This is a genomic window from Pseudomonas sp. S11P7 (assembly GCF_023195435.1).
GTDB classification, from domain to species: Bacteria; Pseudomonadota; Gammaproteobacteria; order Pseudomonadales; family Pseudomonadaceae; genus Aquipseudomonas; species Aquipseudomonas fluorescens_G.
This window is the reverse complement of the sequence record NZ_JALPKS020000002.1, coordinates 5,738,755-5,761,989: the sequence shown is the minus strand read 5'-3', so window position 1 is coordinate 5,761,989 and position 23,235 is coordinate 5,738,755. Positions and strand designations below refer to the sequence as shown.

The following is a 23,235-nucleotide window of genomic DNA, read 5'->3' as shown; positions in this document are numbered from 1 at the left end:
TCAATTTTTCATTCCCTGATTGGCAGATCGCTCAACGACACGTTGAGGTATTTTCTGCGCCTTGCCGTCGGCGCTCATCGCGTCGCGGTACTGGCTGTAATAGCGCTGCGCTTCATCTTTGCGATCAAGGCGCCAGAGCGAGTCGGCAATGTTCAACATCAGTACCGTCCGTTTACCAACGGCCTCAACGCCGCGATAAAACTTCAGCGCCAGCTCATCTCTACCGCCCTCGGCCAAATAGAAAGCCAAGTCGTTGAAAGCTTGAACATCGCGCGCCGGAGGGTGACAAGCCATATAGGACTCTGGACTTATAGTGCGAAGATTGAATTTGAGTTCTTCCACGCGATATTGCGGCATCTCAATATTTGAGACCTGCTTCAATAAGTCCTTTGGAGACGGCGTCTGCATGACGAGGTGAGGCGCATCCTCCTCCCCGGAAGCCCACCGATTGCCCTCCCACTTGCCGTAGCAAAACCTGGCTGCGTGCTGACTGAGCAAGCAACCGGTCTCCATCGAAATGACCCCGCAACCTGTGCAGGATGTAATGGCCGGCGAAGTTGACCTTGCCTTTCAAGGCTTGCACCCGTGCTTGGTCCATCATTGGGCTGCTGTTTTCTTGCCGCACCAGTTTATGGTTGGGGCCGGTGAAAACTGGCGTGACGGTGTAATCCTTGAAGGCTGGATCGGCAGCGAATGCCATGGATGCGGCAGCCAATATCAAGCTGCCGAGAAGAACCGAAAATCCTTTCACGCTGTAGCTCCGTCGACGTAATGCATTTTGGGGATGTTCATTCGAAGGCAATGCCGCGCACCGCTTTCTTGATTTGCTCGAATCCTTCGTTGCTGATCGCCAACGGGGCGGATGAGCCCGATTCCGCCGAGCCGATCAGCACGTCCTTGCCCATCAGCAGGCAAAAAGCGATGCGGGTAATGTGCCGTCGTGATTTGTCGTGGAAACCGAAGATGAACCCCGAAGAATTCTCCCCTCCCCATTGTTCGAAGGTGTAGGTATTCGCACGACCCGCCAGAGAGTTGGGCACCCAGCCCTGATCGGTACGAGTCGCCGGACACCTGCGGTCGTTGTCGTCACGCAGGGCTTGCACCGCAAACGCCTCGTCTACCGGGGGTTTCCAGTTGGTGAGAAGCGAAAAATACTCCGAGTTTTCACACATCAAACCAAACCACGGCTGGCTCAGGTCGCCGTGTTTCTCGAAGTGCCAGTCGGCGCCACTCGAGGTTTGAGCTTGCCACAGGCTGGGGGCGCTGGACGGCTTTGGCAGTTGCTTGGCAGCGACAAAAATCGAATAGAAATCGTTGAACTCCAGCCATTGGTCCTGCAGCAGCGGCATGGAAAATCGACACGACCCCATATCGACGACTGTCTCGGTCGGGCCTTGCGCAACCGGCGACTGGCCGGGCTCGTTACCGACCAACACAGCAGCTGCGGCAGTCACATAATCTACCTGTAACAGCGCGACCAGACTAAAGATCAATTCGCGGGGGCATCGTAGTTTCACGTCACATCCTTCGAATTGATCAATTGCAATTCACCATCCCGATACAACACCTCACACCCCACCCACGCCTGATCCACCTGCGGCATCACCGCCGATGGCTTGCGCAACTCCCGCAACAACGTCGAGCCATGCGACAACCGCCCACCCATCCGCGCAATCACCGCCCGCGCTGTTTGATAGTGCGCATGTCGCCCAGGATCGAGGGTGTCTTCGAGCAGGATGTCGGCGCCGAGGATGCCCTGCACCTGCCCGGGATAAATCATGAACCCGGTCGCCTGCTCCGCACCTTCGCGACCGTCCTGCCAGAAGCTGCCATCGCGAGTGCGCACATCCGGATGCGGTGCGAACCAGTGCTCGCGATCCGCCAGCGGCATGGCGTGGTGCAGGCGGAAGAAGATGCGCATCAGGTTGTCGCGGTACCATTCGCGCACTTGCAGGTAGTAGCCGCGCAGGCCCGGCAGGCCGGTGGAATGGGCGAGGCGAATCAGAGCTGGCCATTGCGGGAATACCTGTAACGGCAACTCAGTCGCCCTAGGCCGAGGCGTAGCGGGATCGGTCTCCCACGGCAATCGATGCGGACTGTTTTCAAGATTGTCGTAAGCGGTCGGCGGGCGGCCCAGCCAATCACCACCACTGCTGGCCAGCGCCGTGGCGATGCAAAGATTGCCTTGCACCACAAACACGTAAAACCGGGTGAACCAGTCCGCGAGCTGTTGGCCATCGCCACCTTGGGCGACGAGTTCGGCCAGTTCCCGATCAAATCGCTGCAAGCCGTTTTCAAGGTTCAGCAAATGGCCGCGAGCCTTGCGTTGCATACGCAAAAACAGCGGCAACGAACGCAGCAGCTTCAGCGGTTGCCACGGCAGATGCGGCGTCGCGCCGCCGACTTCACCGGCGTAGTTAGCGGCGCTGATGCCCCAGTCGGCCAGCCGGGCGAGAAACAGATCATTGTTGATATAGGACGCGCCGCCGAACACTGCGGTGAACGGCTCGTTGTCCTGCAGCACCCGCGCATCCCAACGCGCCATGATCGCCGGAATACTCGCTGCCGCGCGGCGTTGGGCGTATTCCACCAACACGCTCGGTTGCGGCGGCAGGATCTCGGCGATGTTCGCGGCGGTGAGGTGCCGGCGCCAGCCGTAGTCGCTGATCGGCCGGTATTGCAGCAGCCAGAGTTGCGAGCCATCCCAGGCCCATTCGACGTCGCCCGGTACATAGTGAAAGACGCGCAACACGTCTTGCAGAAAGCGCCAGAGCAGGTCTTGGGTCAATCCATGGGACGGCGTGAACGTGCCGCTGCGCCAGGCATCGCCGAGCCGAGAAAGCGTTGCCCGCGAGGGGCTGACGTGACCATCGGCCAGCGATTCGAGATGACCTTCAACCCACTCAAGTTCTACCGAGAGATGGCGCACGAAAGCGATCCCGGAAACGACCGGCGTGATGAAGCGTTGCACCACCACTTCCTCGACGCCTTCGGCCGTCAGTTCGGCGATGCGTTTCGGCACATTGGCGGTCGGCTCGCGCAGATAGGTTGTGCTCAAACCGGCATTCGCAGAATCGGCCTGATCCTCGCCATAACTGGAGGAGCGCACCGCCCAGGTCACATCAGGTTGGGCGGCGAGAAATGCCGGCAGACGCGGATCGCTGCAATCGTTGAGCGTCAGCGCTGCCGGCACCGCTTGCCCCGCCAGTTCAGCCAGGCGCAAACGCCCGCCTTTGGTGTGGGCGACAAACCCGCGCTCGCCCGACTCCAGCCACTCGGCGAATTCGGCCGGCGAGTCGATCCACGGGTAATGGCCCCAACCGGGTTTGAGGCTGATGGTCAGATCTGCGCGGGCGAGAATGGCCGACCACGCTGCCGCTTGCTCGATACCGAGCACAGCGTCCTGATCGCCCCAAACCAGCTCGACCGGATCGGTGATCCACTCCAGCAGCGGCAGCGCAGTGTCGGCGCGAATCAGATCCCAATGTGGCACAAACGCACGGCAGCGCGCATAGCCGGCGCCCATGCGCTGGTACTGCGCAGGCGTCCAGGTCTGGTTGGAAAACTTGCGCGCGAACAGCGTGGGTTTGTTCGACAGCAGCCAGTGGATGGTCTTGCGGATCGGTAGTGGCGACATCAGCGCCGGCAACCGCCGCTGCCACAAAAACGCACCGACCGGCGCCAACAAAACGCTGCGGGAAAAGTGCCCGGGTCGACGTTGCAACGCATGCAACACCAGCAAGGCATTAACCCCGACTGCCATGATCGCGCTGCCCTGCTGCGTCATCGCCAGCAAGGTCTGCGCGTAGTCCGCCAGATCCTCGCAGGGCGGCTGGGGATTGGCACCGAAGCCCGGCAACTCCAACGGCACCACTTCGTAGCGCTGGAAGTGCGGCAGCGCGTCGTCCCACCAATCGGCAGCGCTGCCGTTGCCGGCTAGCACATACATCAACGGCTTGCTCATGAGCGATCCTCAGGTCAGATCGCGCAGAGCGGCGTCGAGGGTTGGAAAGCGGAATGTGTAGCCGGCCTCGGTCAAACGCTGCGGCACCACGCGCTGACCGTCGAAGAACAACTCCGCCATCTCCCCGGCCAATGCACGTACTGGCGCGGCGGGAATGTTGGACCACACCGGGCGCTTGAGGACCTTGCCGGCCTGCTCGGCGAACGCTGCCTGACTGACCGTTTCCGGCGCGACCATGTTGTAGGTGCCACGCAGAGTGTCGTCGTTGAAAGCCCGCGCGATCACCTGAAGCACATCGTCGCGATGCACCCAGCTCATGATTTGCCGACCATCGCCCATGCGCCCGCCGAAGCCCAGGCGGAACGGCAGTAGCAACGGCGTCAACGCACCGCCGGGGCCGAAGACCACGCCGAGGCGCAGCACCACCTGACGCACGCCGAATTCTGTGGCTGGTTGCGCGGCGGCTTCCCAACACGCGCAGAGTTCGGCCATGAAGCCATCGCCCTTGCTGGCGTGTTCGTCGAGGTTTTCACTAGCGTCGCGCACGCCGTAGAAGCCGATGGCCGAGGCTTGAATCCACAGCGCGGGCTTGTGCTTGGTGTTCTTCAGCCAGGTCATCAGCGCTTCGGTTGTGCCGACTCGACTGGCGAGCAGTTGCGCCTGACGCTTGGGAGTCCAGCGCGGCCGGGCCACTGGTGCACCTGCCAGATTGATCACCACGTCGAAAGTCTCGTCGTCGCTAAGCTGACTCAGCGAACACACGCACCGCGCACGACCCTCGAACAGACTCGCCGCTTTCGTCCGTTCCCGCGTCAGCACGCTGACCGCATGGCCAGCATCGAGCAATTGATCAACCAGCGCCCCACCGATAAACCCGGTGCCGCCGGTGACCAGCACACGCTTGAATGCGCCGCCAGCAAACGGGTTGGGCTCATGTCCAATGTTATCCACAGAGGATTTTCGACGGTCGTAGCGATACAGCCAGACCAGCGGCGGCAACAGCGCGAGCAACGCAAAACCATCGAGCCAAAGATGAGACCAAACCTGCTTCTGCATCGAGAACCAAATGTCCTGCGGCGCCCACAGCAGAATGCCGGCGATCACCCAAGCCCACGCCATCGGCGCTTTCAAACGATTGCCGATGTGCACCAGCGCGAGCATGTACAGCGAATAGCTTTGCAGCGTCGCGCCGAACAACGCGATCCACCAGACCTGTTGTTCACGGGCGGCGGCAGGCATCGCGTCCGTGCCCCAGAAAGTGTGTTCGAGGGATTGCAGGTAGCCGTCGAGTAAGCCGGAGTGTCCAGCCCAGGTCAGGGCGAGGCCGCCGAGTAAGTGCGCAAGTGCGGCGGCGTAAAGCCAGAGTACCAAGGCTGGGCGAAGCGAGGGAGAAGGGGCTGGCATTCCGTGTCCTGAGCGCATTCCTTGGGGGTGGGGAGTTTAAAGGGGACGGGTGAAACTCGATACACAATCGCCCCCTTTTAACTCACTTATTTCAATGCTTTGATGAAGGGATCTTGATAGCTCGATTCAATTTCAATGCCAGCCTTTTCCGCCTTGTCTTCTCGGGACTGCCGAATATCTGCGTATTCTTTCAACTTGGCTGGCAGTAGCTCTTTCCAGCGTTTTTTTTCTTCAGTCTCGGGAAAAGCAGCACTCCAGTACTCACGTTCGGTGTTGAAACTCAAACTCACCAAATAGGTTCCGCGCTCATCGGGAGCATCATCAGAATCTCGCCGCCATGCCTTTAGCGTCAGATGATTCCCATCCTTGTAAAAATGCCAATTGTAAAACTTTCCAACCTTTAACCAACGCTCAAGATCCAGTTCATAGTTTGGATCCAGCCACGGATGACTTAGTACGTAATCACCCATGACGTCATCAGCTGAATCAATCTTGTCAGCCTGACTACCCGAAATCCTGGGATCAGAAGGTGCGTAATAGTGCACCCAGCCTGCGTTCTTTATATCTTTTATCAACCCGTATAAATAAGTCCGATACTCATCATGTTTACTGCCATCCGGGAGGCTGCGAACTGACAGATCAAGGTTCTCAATAGTCGTACCTACTTCACCATCTACTGCAGTGCTGACACTGGCGACTTGATTCAATCGCAAAGCCTCATTCACCTCTACCGACGGCAGGTCATCATCACCGAAAGACTTCTTGATTTTATACCAGCACATTTCAACATCAGAAACGCACTCTTTTGAGAAAGGCACTGGAGAGTTAGAAAGTAGATCACTGATCTCTTCGCCGATCTCAACACTGATCAGCGGATTTTTATTCGTCATGGAGCCAGCTCCTACACTGTTTGAATCGCCACACGCAGCAAGCAATAAAAAAACCAATAATCCGTAAAATTTCATTTCCGGTTTTTCCAGGTAGAAATCATCCCTATTTGCTGTTCCATATAATCTTTCTTCTGCCCCATCATTTTATGGTATTGATCTGCAATTTCCTGGATAAATATCATTCGATCGGACTCACTGAACAAGTCGCCTTTCGTCATCTGAACTCTCAGCTCCTTATTATTTACATCGCAGGCTGAACTGAAAGAGGCCACCCGCAAAGGTACAAACGGGGCACCTTCGGCAGTAGCCTGTGCCTGCAGAACCTTCTGAAACAGAAAGCCGTTATAGATAAGCGGTTGAAGAATCCTCCTTTGCTCATGATCAGCAATTGCTAAAAGCGATTGCTGTTGAAGATTTCGTTTGGCAACCGGATCAGATGTCGTCTCGGATTTCTTTATGAGGTTGAAGCCGGCAGTGATATCAGGTGTCAGCCCCAGGTTTTTCAGGACTGGGAGTGCTTCATCTGCCCATGGTAGATCATCAATGTTTATCTGGACTTGCGCATCGCAGCTTTTCGCATTTCGCTTCGGGGCACAGTCATTAAACTGATCCGGGTATTTTTTATAAAACCAATGCCAGACAAAAATATCCTGAAACAGCCAAAAATTACCCATACCGAGGCCGTTTTTGCCAATTTTGTAGGGGATCTGAAAGGGCAACGGCACTATTCCTGTAAGGTACGGTTCCGAAGGAATGTAATCCAGACCGCACATGACTTGCTTGCTCGCGAAAGCCGCTAGCCCCATCCAGTAAAAGCGCCCCTTTAAATCAGGTTTTCCATCCTCACCACGCTCCAGATAGAACTCGGCGTAGGCTGCTGCAATGCGTGCAGCTCGTGCGCTGAAGTCACTCACCAGCACCATTTTGCTCGACGAAGAAAACCAGCTCTTTTCTGGCACACTCAATCGGCTGATAGCCTCTTGCTGCCCCATCGTCCATAGCTTGTCGCATTTCAACGTGATGTCTTGAACGGAGCAGCTTTGGTTATTGGTTTTGAATGTAGCAACGGGTGCGCTCATTTATTTCTACTCGCTTCGTAATCGTCGGAGCCTTCCGGCACGATGAGTTCGTCCCACATCAGATGGACTTCAGCGGTTTCCTCGCTGTCGGTCACAACACGTGGATGCAAGCCATCCGTGTTGCTTCTGGAGATTTTCGGTGCGGCCGAAGAAGGAACAATAATCGCGGCCTTCACTGACTTGATGGGTTGACCAAGCCCGGTCACAAAGCGGATCTGCTCGTCATATTTGGGGCTGTTGGCAGAAGCGGATTTCAGCGTATTGCCCGCCCGGGCCTGATCCGCGATTAGAGGAATGATAGGCGCCAGAATCCCGATCCCCGTGCCGGAACCAGCCGAGCCACCCGCATTGATCTTGATCACAGGCCCAACCACCGTCACCCCACCGCCATCGAGCTTGATAAAGCTCCCACCACCCAAGATGGTCAGCTCTGTCCCCGCCTCAATAACAATCTTGTCCCCAGCCTTGAGGTGAATCTCTTTCCCCACGCTGGTCAGTTGCGCAGTCCCGAGCTTCACATGCTGGTTCTGCCCAACCGTCAAATGATCATCCAGCTTCGCTTCAATCTTGCGGTCGGAGATCGTGGTGCGGTGTTCCTCGGCCTTGAGCTCGGTGTAAGTGTTCTTCTCGACGGTGTCATGACGTTCATTCCCGACCCGAATCTTCTGATCGTGCTCAACGTTTTCATCCCAATCGCGCTGGGCGTGGATGTAGATCTGCTCCGCACCTTTCTTGTCTTCAATACGAAGTTCGTTGTAACCGCCGCCACCCGGTGAGCTAAGCGTTTTGAACACACTGCGGGTCTTGTTCGCCGGCAGTGCATACGGCACCGGGTTTTCCTTGTGGTACAGGCAGCCGGTCACCAGCGGTTGGTCGGGGTCGCCTTCGAGGAAGGTGACGAGGACTTCCATGCCGATGCGCGGGATGCTGATGGCGCCGTAGCGGTCGCCGGCCCAGGCGCTGGAGACGCGCAGCCAGCAGCTGGTTTTGTCGTCGGCGAGCCCTTCGCGGTCCCAGTGGAACTGGACTTTGATACGGCCGTACTGGTCGCAGTGGATTTCTTCGCCTTTGGGGCCGGTGACCATGGCGGTCTGGCTGCCGAGCACGCGCGGTTTCGGGTGTTCGAGGGCCGGGCGGTAGAACACGTCCCACGGGGTGGCGAGGAAGGTGTTGCGGTAGCCCTGGTGGAAGTCGTCCTTGTTGTCGGTGGTGTCGCTGGTCACGCCTTCTTCGAGGACTTGCGGCTGTTTGCCTTCGTGGAAGATTTCGGTGAGCAGCCACAGGTCGTTCCACTCGCTGCGCGGGTGGTCGGACAGGGCCATGAAGTGGCCGCTAACCAGTTTGGTCTGGTCGCCGCGACCTTCGGCCTGGCGGTAATCGGCGCGATGGCGTTCGAGGGCGCGCTGGCTGAGGAATTTGCCGCGCGCGCGGTCGATGAAGCGGCCGGGGTAGTCGTAATCTTCGAGATCCGGTTCAGTGCTGTCGCCTTCCGGTTTGTACGCGGCTTCCATTTGCAGGCGTGGTTTTTCGAAGTCGTAGTCGCGGCGCGTGGTGCGGGTGGTGCGGGTTTCCAGGCGCAGTTTGAAGGCTTTGATTACCGGTTCGTCGGCGACCATGCCGCTGCCCTGCACGTACGCAGTCGGCTGGCCGAGGTCGGGGAACACGGTCTGGTCGTCGCCGAACACCAGCAGGTGAGCTTTTTCGCTGTGCTGAAAGTGGTAGTGAATCCCCTCTTCTTCGCACAGGCGCTGGACGAAATGCAGGTCGGTTTCGTCGTACTGCACGCAGTAGTCGCGGTCCGGGCACGGCTGGCTGAGCTGGAAGCTGTAGGCGTTGCTCTTGATGCCGTGTTCGTCGAGGATCAGCGCGATGATTTTCGGCGCTGACATCTGCTGGTAGATGCGCTGGTTGGTGCGGTGATGCAGGTATTGCAGTTGCGGCACGATGGAGACTTTGTAGCGGGTCAGGCGCTTGCCGGCATCGCCCTGGGCGACGCGGTAAATCTGCCCGTGGATGCCCGAGCCCTGTGGGTCGAATGCGAGAAACGCCTGCTTGTGCAGCAGCTGTTCCAAATCCAGATCGGGGTTTTCGCTGACCAGTTCAAGGTCGAAGCGATACGGCTGGCTGATGCCTTCGGTGCCGGTGAACGACAGCACTTGCAGGTCGCCGACGTAGTCTTCGACCTTGAGGCTGAAGTGGGTTTCGTTAGCTGAGTTGAACATCGTGTGCTCCCTGTTCGAATGTCATCCGTTACGCCCGAAGTCGCAGACGTTGCAGCCAGGACGAAGTGGCGCCCAAGGCGTCACGCAGTTGTTGGGCAGTGATGGTGCGTTCTGCCGGGTTGAAGCTCAGCGCGGTTCGCAGCGCTTGCCAGCCTTGTTGGGGTAGATTTTTCGGTGCATGCAGCTCGCGCTCCAGGTGCTCGTCGCGGGCCTGGGTCGAGGGCAAGCGGCGGAACGGGTGTTTGCCGCTCGCCAGTTCATAGATCACGCAGGCCACGCCGTACACGTCCGCGCTGGCCGACAGTGGTTGGCCCTCAAGCAGTTCGGGGGCGGCGTAGCCTGGGGTCCAGGCGTTGAAGCGTTCACGGCTCAGGTGCGGCAGGCCAGGCAAGGTGCCCTCTTCTGCCTGCCCCAGACCGAAGTCGAACAGGCGCAAGCCGTCTTCGCTGAGCATGACGTTGCTCGGTTTCATGTCACCGTGCAGCACGCCGCGACCGTGGGCGTAGGCCAGCGTGTCGAGCAGCGGCAGGACGATGTCGCGCAGTTCCTTCCACGGCAGGCCGAGGGGCCGCTCGCAGAGCAATTTGTCCAGGGTCAGGCCACGCATGTATTCCATGGTGATGAAGGCCCGCTGGCAGTCGGTGTCGACTTCAAAGGTGTGCGCACGCACGACGTTGTCGTGGCGCAGGCGCCGGGTCAGGGCGAACTCGCTGTAGAGCAAGGCACTGGCGTCCGGCGATTCGGCAAATTCTTCGCTGAGGATTTTCAGCGCAATGTAAGGATCGGGATCACCAAACTGTTCGTGCAGCAGATCCCGTGCCCGGTAAACGGCGCCCATGCCACCGGCCCCGAGCAAACGCTCGAGGTGGTAGCGACCGGCGAGTACATCCGGCAGCGCACCGATGCTGGCCTTGGTCGGCGCCAGCAACGGTTCTGCCTGATTACCTTTGGCAAAAGCGAAATAGGTCAGGTTGTTGGCCTGCTCTTCGCTGATCAACAGGTCATCGATGGGCGATTCGAATTCACTCATTGGCGGATCACCACGGCAGTCAGGTTGTCACGCGCGGCGCCACGCAGGGCGCCGTCGAACAAACGTTCCAGCGCCACATGCGGCGCGCTCAGGCTGAGGGCGTTGCCGAGGGCATCGCTGCTCAGGCCTTGATACAAACCATCGCTGCAGAGCAAAAACGCATCGCCCGGATAGACCTCGAGTTCGAGCACATCCAGGGTCAGTGTTTCGGCGGCGCCGACGGCTCGGGTCAAGGCTTGAGCCGCCGGGTGTGCTGCCGCTTGTTCGACGCTCATTTGTTGCTCGTCGATCAATTGCTGTTGCAGCGAATGGTCCTTGGACAGCTGATACAAACGCTGCCCACGCCACATATAGCAACGGCTGTCGCCGGCCCAGATGCAGGCCGCGCGATTGCCTTCCACCAGCAGCGCGACGACGGTGCTGCCCATGATGCTGTCGTGACGCCCGGCGGTGACCGTCAACTCTTGCCCCAAACGCCGGTTCAGCCAGTGCAGGCACTGGCGGATGGCTTTGAGGCGTTCGTCGAAGTCCTCGTGTTGCGGCAGTTCAGCCAGACTGGCGACGATCAACTGGCTGGCGATGTCGCCACCCTGATGACCGCCCATGCCGTCCGCGACCACCCACAGCCCATGCTGTGGCAGGTCGAGGAAGGCATCTTCGTTGCGCGCCCGCACCTTGCCCGGGTCGGTACGCGCCGCGCTGCGCCAGACACTGGCCACCAGCATCAGAGCTGCACCGGCATACGGAAGGTGCGCAGCACGCCCATGTCGAACGGGTTCGGCGTGCGCTGGCTGGTCAGCAGGTAGTTGGCGCGCAGGCCACCCACATCGGCTTTGAGCACCAGCACGTCGCGACCGGTCATGTACTCGGTCTGCATCAGGTCGAACAGGCGGAACAGCGACCATGGGCCGGAGTTCTTCTCGATGCCGATCGGGCGCCCGGCCATTTTGTCCATGACCAGACTGGTGCGACCGTCTTCAGCGTCGGTCGGCCATTTGAACGACATCGGCAGAATCGGACCGTGGCGGTATTCCATGGTCTTGTCGCCGAACTTGAACTCGGAACGGCTGACGGCCGGGTCGAGGGTGTACGGCTCCAGTTTGAACTGCACGGTCGGTTCGGCCGGGTTGATCGAGAAGAAGCTCTGGCGGATCGTCAGGGCTGCGGCCATCTGATCGAGGTAGACCTTGGACACCGGCAGGCTGTGACCGTCGACGCTGCGCATGCGGTAGTTGCCCGGATCGCCGCTGACGAACGGGCGCATGTAGTTGTCGAAGAAGCGGTCGACGATGCCTTGCGCCTTGAAGAACTCGCGGAAGTCGCTGATTGCAACGTCGCTGGTGCTGGTGGCGCTGAACGGATAACGCTTGCTGATGGTTTTGCCATACACGCTGTACAGCTCGTTCTGATAACGGCCGTTCAGGTATTGATAGGCATCGTTGAGCACCAGGCGCCACGAATCTTCGGCCAGCACGTTGAACCACACGCTCAGCGGACGCGGCAGACGACCGGAGGCGTTGCGCAGGTTGGTCAGCGCATCGCGCTGGCCGCTCATGCGGGTTTTCGCCAGTTCGAACGCGGCTTGTTCCGGCGTGCTGGAACGGGCCAGACCGGCCAGTTGCAGTTGCAGGTCGTTGAGCGCGCTCAGCGCTGGGGTCAGGTCCGCCGCCGGGCCGTTGTTGTCATCGAGCAAACGATGCAACGGCTCGAAGCGGCGTTGCAGCGACTTCTTCGCGGTGTCCGGCAGATTCTTCGCGACCTTCAGCGCCGAGGCCTTGTCCGCCACGGCAGACGCCAGTTTGCCGACCTTGCCCAGCTTGCCTTTCTGGTCGGCCAGCGCATCGGCCGCATCACCGGCTTCCTCGACCGGGTCAGCCGTCGCTTCGAAGCGGGTGTTCTCACGCACTTCGGTGAGCAGCGCCAGCACCGGCGAGTTGGCCGAAGTCAGCCCCGCCAGTTGCTCGGCGCCTTCACCGGCGTCGCTGATCGGCGGCAGTGCAACCTGGCCGACCGCTTCGCTCCAGTAGTTGGCGTAGTCGCGGAAGTACAGTTGCTCAAGCTCGACCATCAGGCGACGCAAGTCCATGTCGCTGATGCCCGCGCCTTCGCCCAGCACCCAGTTGTCGCGCAGGATGTCGGTGACCAGCGCCGAGCCCTGCACCGAGAAGTACTGCTGATAACCGCTCTGGGTGTAGAAGCCCGGAATCACGTATTCAGTACCGATGAACAACGAGCCTTGCGGGCCGAGGTGCTGGCTGAAACGGTAGTCCGGCAGGTTGCGCGCCTGCTCGCGGAGCATGCGGTACACCACGGTCGCCAGCGATTCGCTGCGCAGGACCTGACGCGCCTGCGTCACCAACTGATCGTTGAGCGGATAGATGAACGGCTGCTTGAGCAAACGATCGAGATGCGCATTCAGACCGTTCTGTACCGCCGTGTTGCCGGTGTAGCGCTGCGACCAGTCGGTGGCAATCCAGTCCTTGAGCCAGACCGCATCGCGACGGTCCTTCATGTTCAGCATCAGGTACGCGCGCAGGCTGTTGAGCAGGCGATCGCGGTCCTTCATGTTGGCGCGAATCTGCCCTTCGAGCATGGTCGCCACCCGTGGCAGCAGTTGCGCTTCAAGCTCATGCTCGTAGGCTTGCTTGACCACCGGATTGACGTCTTCGCCCTGATACAGCCCACCGCGTTCGTGATACGACACGTCGCCCTTTTTCGGGAACGCTTGCGTCGCCGCGTAACTGGTGTCGAGGGTTTTCAGCACGCCCATGGCGTCATCGCGTGGCGTCAGCGCCGAACGTTGCTGGGTCCAGTTCTGCGCCAGCGTGCGCAGGTTTTCCAGGCGCTCATAGTTGGCCGAGAAACCACCGGCCCAGAGCATGCCGAACAGCGCCAGTGCCGCCAGCGCGCCAACGTACAGCGCGCGTTGGCCCCAATGGATACGGCTGCGCTCGCGCTTGTCGAGACCGGCCAGATCAGCTTCGGGGAAAATCACCTGGCTGAACAGGTGATGAATGAATCGCGAACGGCCGCTGCGCAGGGTCGGCAGCACACCGGCGTTCATGCCGAGGCTGGCGCCGATGCCGGCGGTGGTCGAATCCATTTCCTGGGTCAGGTGCGGCGCGCTGGTCAGGTAGAAACCGCGCAGTTGCGTGGCCCGCTGATAACGGTTGCCGGTGAACGCCATGTCGACGAACAGGCACAGGCGCTCGCCGATCTGCCCGAGTTGATGCGGGAAGTCGAGGATGCGGCCACGGCGCTGGGTATCGCGCTCGGAGTGCATGCGCATGATCACTTGGCTGTTGAGACGACGCAGCAGTTCTTCGAACTCGTTGCGCAGCACCGCCACGTCGGTGCCGACCTGATCCTTGCGGAAACTGGTACCGAGCACCTGATCGCTTTCCTCGCGGGTCAGTTGATCGAAGAACTCGTCGAAACCGAGCAGCTTGTCGGCCTTGCTCAACACCAGATACACCGGCACATCGACGTGCAGTTTCTGATGCACATCTTGCAGACGCCCACGCACCTGACGCGCCAGCGTATCGATGTCCTGCTCACTGCCGCCGAGCAGGGTTTCCACCGGAATGGTCACCAGCACACCGTTCAATGGACGACCGCGGCGACGCTTGCGCAACAGCTCAAGCAAGGTGCTCCAGGCGTTGCCGTCGACTTCGGCGTCGGGCTGGGTCATGTAGCGCCCGGCGGTATCGATCAGCACGCCGTGATCGGCGAAATACCAGTCGCAGTGACGGGTGCCGAGGGTGTCGCGGGTCAGCTTGCGGTCGATCTTGTTGATCGGGAATTCCAGACCGGAAAAGTCCAGCAGGCTGGTCTTGCCAGAGGCCTGCGGACCGATCAGCAGATACCACGGCAAGTCGCTGCGCCAGCGCTCGCTGCGGCCGCGATACAGGCTCGAGGTCTTCAGGGTTTTCAGCGCGTCCTTGAAGCGCGCCTTCAACTCTTTCTGCTCTTCGTCGATCAGCTCTTCGCGGCGAATGCGGTCCTGGCCGTCTTCGCTGGCTTCCTCGGCTTTCTTGCGGATCCCGGCGCGCCAGCTGACGAAGACCATGGTCAGACCCCAGATCAGGAACAGCACGGCGATGGTCAGCAGACGCGAGGTCGGGCTTTCCCAGAACTTGTAATCGTCAACCGCCAACAACGGACCGGCGAACCACACCAGCAGCGCCAGAAACAGCACCAGCAGCAGGGTCCAGACCCAGGTCTGGCGCAGGAAGGCGCCGACTTTCTTGAAAAACTTTTTCATCACACGTCCCTGTTTACGGCTGCGACTGCGGTTGCACCGCGGCCGGATCAAGCGGCTGATAAGGTTGCAGAACGGTGTCGCGCTGCTCGCCCAAGACCCAGGCGAAGCCCGAATACATCACCACCAGGCAGACCAGCGTGAACAGCACCACCATCCACGCCGGCACGATGCGCACCAGGTTGCGGCGCTGGTCATTGAGGCCTTCCCAGTGCGGCGACAGCTCGCGCGGCACGTCGCCACGCAACTGACGGATCTGCCGGTACAAGGCATCGCGGATGCCTTCGAGTTCGAGCATGCCGCGCGCCTGCACGCGGTACTTGCCCTCGAAACCGAGCGACAGGCACAGGTACATCAGTTCGAGCATCGGCAGGTGCTTGACCGGGTTTTTCGACAGCCGATCGAGCAGCTGGAAAAACTTCTCACCGCCGAAGGTTTCGTTGTGGAAGCTGCTGAGCAGGCTCATCTGCGACCACTCGCTTTCGTTGCCCCACGGCGTGGTCACGACGGCTTCGTCGACCACGGTGCAGAGCACGTAACGCGCGGCCATCACCTGGCTGCTTTCGGCGCCGTTATGCAGGGCGCGTACTTCAAACAGTTTGAGCCCGGCGGTCAGGCGCTCATTGAGCGCGTACAGGTCTTCGCGGGTTTCGCTGTGCTTGAGGCGCACCACTTCCGAGAGCAGTTCCGACGAGGCCGCGACCAGCGAGTTGAGGCTGATGTTGAACGCCTCGGCCGGACGCAGGCGCGCGGCGTAGATCATGCGTTCTTCCAGTTGCTCGAAACGCGGCGGCGCGGCGAAGTCGGTCAATGGACTCGACGCCGGTCCGTGGCCCTGGCGATCGAGCAGGACGGTTTTGTCGTCCTGGCTGTAATCCGTTTCCTTGATCATGTCGGTCAGTTCCTGATGGCCCAGAATTTCAGTTCAAGATTGGCGAATTCGCCGGACACGTGGAACGCGAAGCCGCCGGAGCGCTCCAGTTGTGCCAGGTCTTCGGAACTGAGTTCGAGAATGAAATAGGTTTTGTTGGAGTGGAACGCGATCTGCCGCGGCGCCACCGGCAACGGTTTGACCTTGATGCCCGGCAGGTGCAGGTTGACCAGTTGGCGAATGCGCTCCACCGGGCCGACCTTGAGGTGCGCCGGCAGACGCTGGCGCAGTTCTTCGGAGTCGCAGTCGGCACTGGCTGCCAGCACGAACGACGCCGAGCCGAGCAGTTTGTGGTCGTGCAACGGCGAAACGATGATGCCGTACTGACGCGCTTGCAGGATCAGTTCGATGGCGTGCTGTTCGAGCACCATCGACAGCACCTGACGAATCGCTTCCATCAGTTTACGGAAGCTGGCGCCCTGATCGGCGTGGGAATAACGGCTGTCCAGACGCGGACGTTTGCTCTCGCCGGAAAAAGTCGCCAGATCGCCGAGCATGGTCAGCAGCGTGCGGTACAACTCTTCCGGATGCACCTGCTCCAGCCCCAGATAATGGCGCAGCAGCAGTTCGGTGCGGTTGATCAGTTGCAGCATCATGAAGTCGCCAACCTCGGCGCCGCCGACCTTGCCGTTGGAGCGAATCCGCTCGGCAATGGTGTCGCCACGGTGGCTGAGCATGCTGATGACTTCTTTCAGGCACGACAGCAGATAGCTCGACGCGTGGGCCTGGATGTAGGTCGGCACGAAAGTCCGGATCGAGGCTGATCACCCCGTCGGGCGTGGTGTCGAGCACGTCGCAGATCTTCAGCTTGACGTAGGCCTGATCGCTCTGCTGCTCGCCGAGCAACAGTTTGAAGTCCGGACGACCGCAGCTGACCTGGCTGGCGGAATCGTCGCCGGCGTTGGAGTCGGCAACTTCGGCGTCGTACGCGGTGTAGCGCGCGAGCACGTCGGATTGCTCCGGGCGGCGGGCCTCGATGTGGTTGCCGGTGACCAGTGGCAGCGCCAGATAGATCGGGGTGTTACCGGTGTTCGGCGGCACGTCCAGCGCCAGCGGTTCGGTGTTGCCGCCGAGTTCGAACAGGCTGCCGTCCGGCAGAATCCCCGAGGCTTCACTGATCACCAGTTTGCCCATGTTGAGGAACTGCAGGTCGATTTCCAGATTGAGAAAACCCCAGGTGTAGCCACCGAGCAATTGCGTGCGGGTTTTCATCTGGTGATCGTAATAGCGATCGTTGTGCTGGAAGTGCTGCGGACGCAGCAGCATACCTTCCTGCCAAATGACTTTATGGGTATTCATGATCAGTCATCCGCCTTGGCGAGCACTTGATGGGTGTTACGGATACCGGTCTGGTCCAGCGTCAGATCGACGTCGGTGACTTCCAGCGGAGTGATCTGAACCGTGTGGCGCCATTGGGTGTCCGGCAAGTCGCGGTAAGCGGCGAGAACGCCAACATACAGGCTGCCCTCTTCCACCTTGAGCTTCATCTCAACGGTTTCACCCGGGCGCAGTTCGAGTTCTTCGCTGGCCACCAGATCCGGGTTTAGGGCTTCCTTGGCGCGTTCGTAGAGGCTGAAGAAATCAGCGTTTTCGAAGGTCACCGGGTGCTTGAGTTCGAACAGGCGCACGACGATCGGCGACGGCCGTCCGTTGAGGTCCGGGTTGAGCTGATCGCTGCCGGTCAGTTTCAGGTTGATCTTGGTCACTTTCGAGTACGGCGACAGCGACGAGCAACCGGCGAGCAGCACCAGCAGGGTGAGCGCAGTCAGCGTCTGGAAAAAAGCGGTCGAACGGCGAGACATGCGCATCATCCTTGGTGGTCGGTGTGAAGGGTGGAAATCAGGCGGATCTGTTCTTCGTAGGCCTGAGCAAAATCGCGGGCCAGCAGGCGCTCGCTCCAGTCATCGTCCTGACGCAGCGCCTGGTGATAACGGCCGAACGCTCTCCAGCGCCCGCCAGACGTGGCGATCAGTGGCTTGTTGTCGCGCTCGAAACGCAGGGTCAACTGCTCCGGCGAGAAGTGCTCCAGCGTGCCGCGCACGGCGGCGCGGCTGGCGGTGAGCAAGGCCACTTGATGCGCCTGCAAATCACGGAACGCACGGGAGATTGCCTGTTCGGCCGGCAGATGCCCGGGCTTGCTCGGCTGCAACAGAATCTCCAGCGCTTCGCTCGGGTCAACGGCGAATTTCAGCGGGTTCTTGTTGGTGCCTTGCACGGTGGTCTGGGCCAGACGCAGTTCGTTTTTCAGCTCCGAGCGGGTGCGCAGGCTCTGCTGCAAACCGCCGATGCTCTGGCGCAGCAGGCGCGCCGCATTGATCGCCATGGCCTCGCGTTCGTCGTGGCTGAGGCCTTTGACGTCGACACCCAGCGCCGCGCCGAAATGTTCCCAGAAGCCGTCGCTCTGACGCTCGACGGCTTTTGGGGCCGGAGCGGGCTCGGGTTCGACCGGGGCGGCGATCAGCTCCGGGACCAGCAGGCTTTCCATGTCGATGCGCGCGTAGTCGGCACGCTGACGCGAATCTTCCGGTTTGGCCGTGGGCGCCAGCAACTCGTCGATTTCCGAGTACACGCGCTCTTGCTGCTCAAGCGCATTGAGCGGGTCGAGATCGAGGAACGCGTCATCCGGAATGATGCTGCCGGCAGCGCGCGGACGGCCGACTTCACCGTCGAAGGTTGCCGGGTCGCGCACCAGCCGCGCGCGAATCTCGAAGTCACCGAGGATGTAGGTGCTGCCGTGCTCGATGCGCACCGGCTCGCCCTTGTGCAGGCGCGCGTGGCTGCTGCCGTCCTGGACACCGTTGCTGCTGGTGTCGGTCAGGAAAAACGAGCCATCGCGGTAGCTGACAATTGCGTGGTGATTGGACAGGTGACGCTTGCGGTCAGGGATGATCCAATCGCAGTCCTCGCCCCGCCCGATCACGCCGCCGGCCTGCTTGAAGGTCCGTTGGCACAATTCGGTGGGCACGAACTGCTTGGTGTTCAGCATTTCGAAAACCAATTCCATGTTTGATGCTCCTTGCGGTCACTTGCCGCGATTGACCGCTTGCGGATCACCCAACGGGCGATAGTCGTTGTCGTTGAATTTGTAATTGCCGCTACAGCCGCCAAGGCCGCATAGAACGACGAGGGTCAGCAGGACAGCGTGCCAGTGACGAACAGACATCAGAGGGTCTCCAGGTGTAGACAAAGCACAAAGCGCCGACCCTTGCGGGCGGCGCTGAAATTGGTTTTTCGGGGCAGATCGATGCGTTTTTGCCTAGCCATCGAAATCCCCCAGATTGATGTTCAGACGGCCGAGCCGATACAGCAGCGTGCGCCGTGGCAGCCCCAGTTCGCGGGCGGCGAGAGTCTGGTTGCCGTCGTTCTTGCGCAGGCAATCGAGTAACAAGGTGCGTTCGACCTGCTCCAGGCGTTCGCGCAGATTCAGGTGGCTGTTGTCCTCGAGGATCGGCTCCATGCGCAGAGCAAAATGTTCGGCGAGCAGTTCGCCGCCTTCGCACAGCAGCACGGCACGTTCGACCAGCGCCTTGAGTTCGCGCACGTTGCCGGGGAAGGTGTAACCCGACAGGTGCTCCAGCGCCGCGCTCGACCAGCGCACCGGATCGCGCTGCAGATAGGCACAGGTTTTTTCGGCGAAGTGTTGCGCCAGTTCGAGGATGTCACCCTCGCGCTGACGCAGCGCCGGCAACTCGATCGGAAATTGCGCGAGGCGGTAATACAGGTCCTCGCGGAACTTGCCTTCGCCGACCAGCGCCGCCAGATCGCGGTGCGTTGCGGCGATGATGCGCACGTCGATCTTGTGCGTGTCGTTCGAACCCAGCGGACGAATCTCGCCTTCCTGCAACACGCGCAGAATCTTCGCCTGCAACGACAGCGGCATGTCGCCGATCTCGTCGAGCAGCAGCGTGCCGCCATTGGCCGCATCGAACAGACCGGCGCGGTCGCGATCGGCACCGGTGAAAGCACCTTTGCGATAGCCGAACAGCTCGCTTTCAAGGAGGTTTTCCGGCACCGCCGCGCAGTTCTGCACGATGAATGCCTGGGACCGGCGCGGGCCACAATCGTGGATCGCCCGCGCAACCACTTCCTTGCCAGTGCCGGTTTCGCCGCGCAGCAACACGGTGTACGGGCTGTGCAGGACTTTACTGATCAGCGAATGGGTCTGGCGCATCGCTGCGCTTTTGCCGATCAGACCGTAGCCGCTGATGCTCGGTACGCTGCGTACCGCCGTCGACGATTCCGCCGATGGCTGACGCAGACGTTGCAGCAAATGCAACTGGCCGAGCACGAACGAACCGAGCTGACCGAGGGAATCGGCAAAGCCCTGCAAGTCGGTGCGACGACGGCTGGCGCAGAGCAACAAGCCCTCAACCGCCTTATGGCTGTTGACCAGCGGCACGCACAGCAACGACTGCCAGGCGCTCGTAGTCGCTGGCAGAAAACTGGTCTCGTGCAGGCTGCCGCTCAAATCGTCGAGGCATACCACGCGGTTCTGGCACAGGGCGAACTGCAGCAGTTGTTCACCGTTGTAATCGGCCGGCAGGCTCGCCGCCTGGCGCGGTTGCAGCGCGCCATCAAGGCATTCGGCGTTCATCCCCAGGCAAGTGTGGGTGGCGTCGAGCAGATACAGCTGCGTCAGTTCGCAACCGCTCAGCTCGGCCAGCCCGCGCACGAAGTCACCCAGCAGCGCAGCACCGTCCGCCGCCCGCGACAGACTGGCGAACTGCGCCAGCAACGCTTCGGCGTAGACCAGTGGCTGCGGCACTCGAGTGAACATCACACCCACCTCAGGCGAACTCGCACGTCACGCTGGCGTCGCCGTCGAGCGTGGCGTGCACGCGCTTGAGGCTTTCACCCGTGGCCATCGCATCGAGCAGACGATCAGCCACCAGCGGCAATACGTGCTGGTCGAGCAAATGGTCGATCAGACGCGCGCCGCTTTCGCTTTGCGTGCAGCGTTCGGACAGGTGATCGACGAGGTTCTGGCACCAAGTGAAATCCAGCTGACGACGATTCAGGCGCTCGCCAAGACGACCGAGTTTGATCTCGATCAGCTCGCGCAGCACCGGGCCGCCGACCGGGTAGTACGGCACCACTTTCATCCGCGCCAGCAGCGCCGGTTTGAAGTGTTTGCTGAGCACCGGGCGAATGGTTTCTTCGAGGACTTCGGCGGTTGGCCGCGCGCCGTTCTCGCAGAGGTCGCTGATCTTGTCGCTACCGAGGTTCGAGGTCATCAGGATCAACGTGTTGCGGAAGTCGATCTCGCGACCTTCGCCGTCGTTGGCCACGCCTTTGTCGAAGATCTGATAGAACAGGTTGAGCACGTCCGGGTCAGCCTTTTCGACTTCGTCGAGCAGCACCACCGAATACGGTTTCTGCCGCACGGCTTCGGTGAGCATGCCGCCCTCGCCGTAACCGACGTAGCCCGGTGGCGCGCCGATCAGGCGCGAGACGGTGTGCTTCTCCTGGAATTCGGACATGTTGATGGTGGTGATGAAACGGTCGCCGCCATACAGCAGGTCAGCCAGGGCCAGCGCGGTTTCGGTCTTGCCGACGCCGCTCGGGCCGACCAGCAGGAACACGCCGACCGGTGCGTCAGGCTTGTTCAGACCGGCAGCAGTGGCGCGCATCGAGCGATCCAGCGCGTGCACGGCTTGTTCCTGACCACGAATGCGCGTGCGCAAATCGGTGGCGAAACTGGCGACCTTGGCGTTGTGTTCGCGGGCCAGTTGCGCCAGCGGCACGCCGGTCCAGGCGCTGATCACTTCGGCAACCAGACGCGGGCACACTTCGAAGCTGACCAGACGTTCTTTGACTTGTGCAGCGGTCAACGCCGTGTGGGTTTCGTGAAGCTGCGCTTCCAGCGCTTCGAAGCTTTGCCCTTCTTCCACTTCGACAGCGTGGGTTTCGATCACCGTGCCTTCAGCATCTTGTTCAACGCTGACGGTCGGCTCGACAGCCGCGGCTTCGCGGGCCTTGGCCAGTTGCTGACGCAATTCCAGCAGGCGCTCGGCCAATGCCTTCTGCTCGGTCCACAGGGTTTCCAGCGCGACCATCTCGCTTTCGGCTTCGTCCAGACGCGCTTCCAGTGCTTCCAGCGCTTCGTGGTCGATCAGCAGACCGGCCTCGGCATCGCGGCGCAGGGCCTGACGCTGACGGCCGCCTTCAGCCAGTTCACCACGCAGGCGCTCAAGGCTTTCCGGGGCGGCGGCGAGGCTGATGCGCACGCGCGCGCATGCGGTGTCGAGCACGTCGACGGCTTTGTCCGGCAGTTGCCGCCCGGCCAGATAACGCGCGGACAATTCGGCCGCGGAGACCACCGCGTCATCGCGCAGGTAGATGCCGTGGCTCTTCTCGTAGACCTGAGCCAGGCCACGCAGAATGGTCACTGCTTCGCTGACGGTCGGTTCGTGCAGTTGCACGGGCTGGAAACGACGGGCCAGCGCTGGATCTTTCTCGAAGTATTTCTTGTACTCGGCCCAGGTGGTCGCGGCGATGGTGCGCAATTCGCCACGGGCCAGTGCCGGTTTCAGCAGGTTGGCCGCGTCGGAGCCACCGGCATTGCCGCCCGCGCCGATCAGCGTGTGGGCTTCGTCGATGAACAGAATGATCGGTTTCGGCGAGGCTTTGACTTCGTCGATCACGCCTTTCAGACGACGCTCGAATTCACCTTTGACGCTGGCGCCGGCCTGCAACAGGCCCATGTCCAGCGAGAGCAATTCAACGCCTTTGAGCACCTGCGGCACTTCACCGGCGGCGATGCGCGAGGCCAGACCTTCGACGATGGCGGTTTTACCGACACCGGCCTCACCGACGACGATCGGGTTGTTCTTGCGGCGGCGGGCGAGGATGTCGACCATCTGGCGGATCGCGCCGTCACGGCACAGCACCGGGTCGAGTTTGCCGTCGCGGGCCTGCTGGGTCAGGTTGTGGGTAAATCGCTGCAACAGCGATTCGCCTTGCGCGGCCGGTTTGCCATTGGCCGCCGGTTGCTCCTGTTGCGACAGGGCAAATTCCTTCAAACGATCGATGTTCAGCTTGGCGAGCAGCGGCTGATAACGGCTGCCGGCGTAGCGCATCGGGTTGCGCAGCAAAGCCAGAATCAGCGCGGCGTCTTCGACCTGGGTCTGGCCCAGTTCAAGGTTGGCCACCAGCAGTGCGTCTTGCAGCCATTGCACCAGTTCCGGGGCGAACACCGGGTTGCGTGAAGCGCTGTGCTCGACCCGCGATTGCAGCGCGGCGCTCAGCTCACCGGCATCGACGTCGGCATCCTGCAAGGCGCGCGAGAGCAAGCCGTTCGGACGTTCCAGCAAGCCCAGCAGCAGGTCTTCGACGAGAATCTTGCTGCCGCCCCGGGCCACACACCGCTCGGCCGAACGCTCCAGATCACGACGGGTTTCGGCGTCCAGCGCCTGGATGAGTTGTTGCAGGTCTACGTTGATCATGGCTCACGT

General features: G+C 60.8%; 17 protein-coding genes and 1 pseudogene. All 18 read right to left on the bottom strand.

Translation table 11 applies throughout. The features are described from left to right. The 18 genes and pseudogenes from M0746_RS26300 to tssH all read right to left on the bottom strand — a co-directional run bounded on the left by M0746_RS26300 (position 1) and on the right by tssH (position 23,226). On the bottom strand, positions 1-381 hold the full coding sequence (locus M0746_RS26300) for a tetratricopeptide repeat protein (protein WP_258451157.1): 381 nt from the start codon (positions 379-381) through the stop codon (positions 1-3). Next, complete coding sequence (locus M0746_RS26295; protein WP_258451156.1) at positions 359-751, bottom strand: hypothetical protein; 393 nt, start codon at positions 749-751, stop codon at positions 359-361. The genes M0746_RS26300 and M0746_RS26295 overlap by 23 nt, the downstream gene beginning before the upstream one ends. 37 nt (positions 752-788) lie before the next feature. Next, positions 789-1,517, bottom strand: a complete 729-nt coding sequence (locus M0746_RS26290; RefSeq protein ID WP_258451155.1) for a hypothetical protein — start codon at positions 1,515-1,517, stop codon at positions 789-791. Beyond that, the gene (locus tag M0746_RS26285; RefSeq protein WP_258451154.1) at positions 1,514-3,964 is read right to left on the bottom strand and encodes an alpha/beta fold hydrolase; all 2,451 of its coding nucleotides are present in this window, start codon (positions 3,962-3,964) and stop codon (positions 1,514-1,516) included. The genes M0746_RS26290 and M0746_RS26285 overlap by 4 nt, the downstream gene beginning before the upstream one ends. 9 nt (positions 3,965-3,973) lie before the next feature. Then, positions 3,974-5,368, bottom strand: a complete 1,395-nt coding sequence (locus M0746_RS26280) for a TIGR01777 family oxidoreductase (RefSeq protein ID WP_258451153.1) — start codon at positions 5,366-5,368, stop codon at positions 3,974-3,976. Positions 5,369-5,454: 86 nt separating this feature from the next. Continuing rightward, positions 5,455-6,333 (bottom strand): hypothetical protein, encoded by an 879-nt coding sequence (locus M0746_RS26275; protein ID WP_258451152.1) that lies wholly within the window; start codon positions 6,331-6,333, stop codon positions 5,455-5,457. Beyond that, the gene (locus M0746_RS26270) at positions 6,330-7,337 is read right to left on the bottom strand and encodes a DUF2515 family protein (RefSeq protein WP_258451151.1); all 1,008 of its coding nucleotides are present in this window, start codon (positions 7,335-7,337) and stop codon (positions 6,330-6,332) included. The genes M0746_RS26275 and M0746_RS26270 overlap by 4 nt, the downstream gene beginning before the upstream one ends. Continuing rightward, positions 7,334-9,559, bottom strand: coding sequence for a type VI secretion system Vgr family protein (locus M0746_RS26265; RefSeq protein ID WP_258451150.1), 2,226 nt, complete (start codon positions 9,557-9,559; stop codon positions 7,334-7,336). Before M0746_RS26265 ends, M0746_RS26270 begins: the two co-directional genes overlap by 4 nt. A gap of 28 nt (positions 9,560-9,587) precedes the next feature. Further along, positions 9,588-10,589, bottom strand: coding sequence for a serine/threonine-protein kinase (locus M0746_RS26260; RefSeq protein ID WP_258451149.1), 1,002 nt, complete (start codon positions 10,587-10,589; stop codon positions 9,588-9,590). Further along, complete coding sequence (locus M0746_RS26255) at positions 10,586-11,314, bottom strand: PP2C family protein-serine/threonine phosphatase (protein ID WP_258451148.1); 729 nt, start codon at positions 11,312-11,314, stop codon at positions 10,586-10,588. Before M0746_RS26255 ends, M0746_RS26260 begins: the two co-directional genes overlap by 4 nt. Further along, entirely contained in the window at positions 11,314-14,853 is a 3,540-nt protein-coding gene (gene tssM, locus M0746_RS26250; protein ID WP_258451147.1) for a type VI secretion system membrane subunit TssM, read from the bottom strand. Before tssM ends, M0746_RS26255 begins: the two co-directional genes overlap by 1 nt. 13 nt (positions 14,854-14,866) lie before the next feature. After that, entirely contained in the window at positions 14,867-15,742 is an 876-nt protein-coding gene (gene icmH / locus M0746_RS26245) for a type IVB secretion system protein IcmH/DotU (protein ID WP_090287580.1), read from the bottom strand. Positions 15,743-15,747: 5 nt separating this feature from the next. Continuing rightward, positions 15,748-17,080 (bottom strand): annotated as a pseudogene (gene tssK / locus M0746_RS26240) (type VI secretion system baseplate subunit TssK). Between the two features lie 2 nt (positions 17,081-17,082). Further along, a complete protein-coding gene (tssJ, locus tag M0746_RS26235) occupies positions 17,083-17,583 on the bottom strand; it encodes a type VI secretion system lipoprotein TssJ (RefSeq protein WP_208939233.1) in 501 nt (166 codons plus the stop codon). A gap of 5 nt (positions 17,584-17,588) precedes the next feature. Next, the gene (gene tagH / locus M0746_RS26230) at positions 17,589-18,785 is read right to left on the bottom strand and encodes a type VI secretion system-associated FHA domain protein TagH (protein WP_208939232.1); all 1,197 of its coding nucleotides are present in this window, start codon (positions 18,783-18,785) and stop codon (positions 17,589-17,591) included. Positions 18,786-18,803: 18 nt separating this feature from the next. Beyond that, entirely contained in the window at positions 18,804-18,944 is a 141-nt protein-coding gene (locus M0746_RS26225; RefSeq protein WP_003229566.1) for a hypothetical protein, read from the bottom strand. A gap of 93 nt (positions 18,945-19,037) precedes the next feature. Continuing rightward, positions 19,038-20,558 (bottom strand): sigma-54 interaction domain-containing protein, encoded by a 1,521-nt coding sequence (locus M0746_RS26220; protein ID WP_258451146.1) that lies wholly within the window; start codon positions 20,556-20,558, stop codon positions 19,038-19,040. A 10-nt stretch (positions 20,559-20,568) separates the two neighbouring features. Next, the gene (tssH, locus tag M0746_RS26215) at positions 20,569-23,226 is read right to left on the bottom strand and encodes a type VI secretion system ATPase TssH (RefSeq protein ID WP_258451145.1); all 2,658 of its coding nucleotides are present in this window, start codon (positions 23,224-23,226) and stop codon (positions 20,569-20,571) included. Positions 23,227-23,235: the final 9 nt, after the last annotated feature.

What these genes read in the sequence shown, in the direction of transcription:
- M0746_RS26225 (WP_003229566.1), bottom strand. Translation starts at nt 18,944, where the DNA reads ATGTCTGTTCGTCACTGGCACGCTGTCCTGCTGACCCTCGTCGTTCTA.
- M0746_RS26260 (WP_258451149.1), bottom strand. Translation starts at nt 10,589, where the DNA reads ATGAGTGAATTCGAATCGCCCATCGATGACCTGTTGATCAGCGAAGAG.
- M0746_RS26285 (WP_258451154.1), bottom strand. Translation starts at nt 3,964, where the DNA reads ATGAGCAAGCCGTTGATGTATGTGCTAGCCGGCAACGGCAGCGCTGCC.
- M0746_RS26265 (WP_258451150.1), bottom strand. Translation starts at nt 9,559, where the DNA reads ATGTTCAACTCAGCTAACGAAACCCACTTCAGCCTCAAGGTCGAAGAC.
- M0746_RS26280 (WP_258451153.1), bottom strand. Translation starts at nt 5,368, where the DNA reads ATGCCAGCCCCTTCTCCCTCGCTTCGCCCAGCCTTGGTACTCTGGCTT.
- M0746_RS26220 (WP_258451146.1), bottom strand. Translation starts at nt 20,558, where the DNA reads ATGTTCACTCGAGTGCCGCAGCCACTGGTCTACGCCGAAGCGTTGCTG.
- tssH (WP_258451145.1), bottom strand. Translation starts at nt 23,226, where the DNA reads ATGATCAACGTAGACCTGCAACAACTCATCCAGGCGCTGGACGCCGAA.
- M0746_RS26255 (WP_258451148.1), bottom strand. Translation starts at nt 11,314, where the DNA reads ATGCTGGTGGCCAGTGTCTGGCGCAGCGCGGCGCGTACCGACCCGGGC.
- tssJ (WP_208939233.1), bottom strand. Translation starts at nt 17,583, where the DNA reads ATGTCTCGCCGTTCGACCGCTTTTTTCCAGACGCTGACTGCGCTCACC.
- tagH (WP_208939232.1), bottom strand. Translation starts at nt 18,785, where the DNA reads ATGGAATTGGTTTTCGAAATGCTGAACACCAAGCAGTTCGTGCCCACC.
- icmH (WP_090287580.1), bottom strand. Translation starts at nt 15,742, where the DNA reads ATGATCAAGGAAACGGATTACAGCCAGGACGACAAAACCGTCCTGCTC.
- M0746_RS26275 (WP_258451152.1), bottom strand. Translation starts at nt 6,333, where the DNA reads ATGAAATTTTACGGATTATTGGTTTTTTTATTGCTTGCTGCGTGTGGC.
- M0746_RS26270 (WP_258451151.1), bottom strand. Translation starts at nt 7,337, where the DNA reads ATGAGCGCACCCGTTGCTACATTCAAAACCAATAACCAAAGCTGCTCC.
- tssM (WP_258451147.1), bottom strand. Translation starts at nt 14,853, where the DNA reads ATGAAAAAGTTTTTCAAGAAAGTCGGCGCCTTCCTGCGCCAGACCTGG.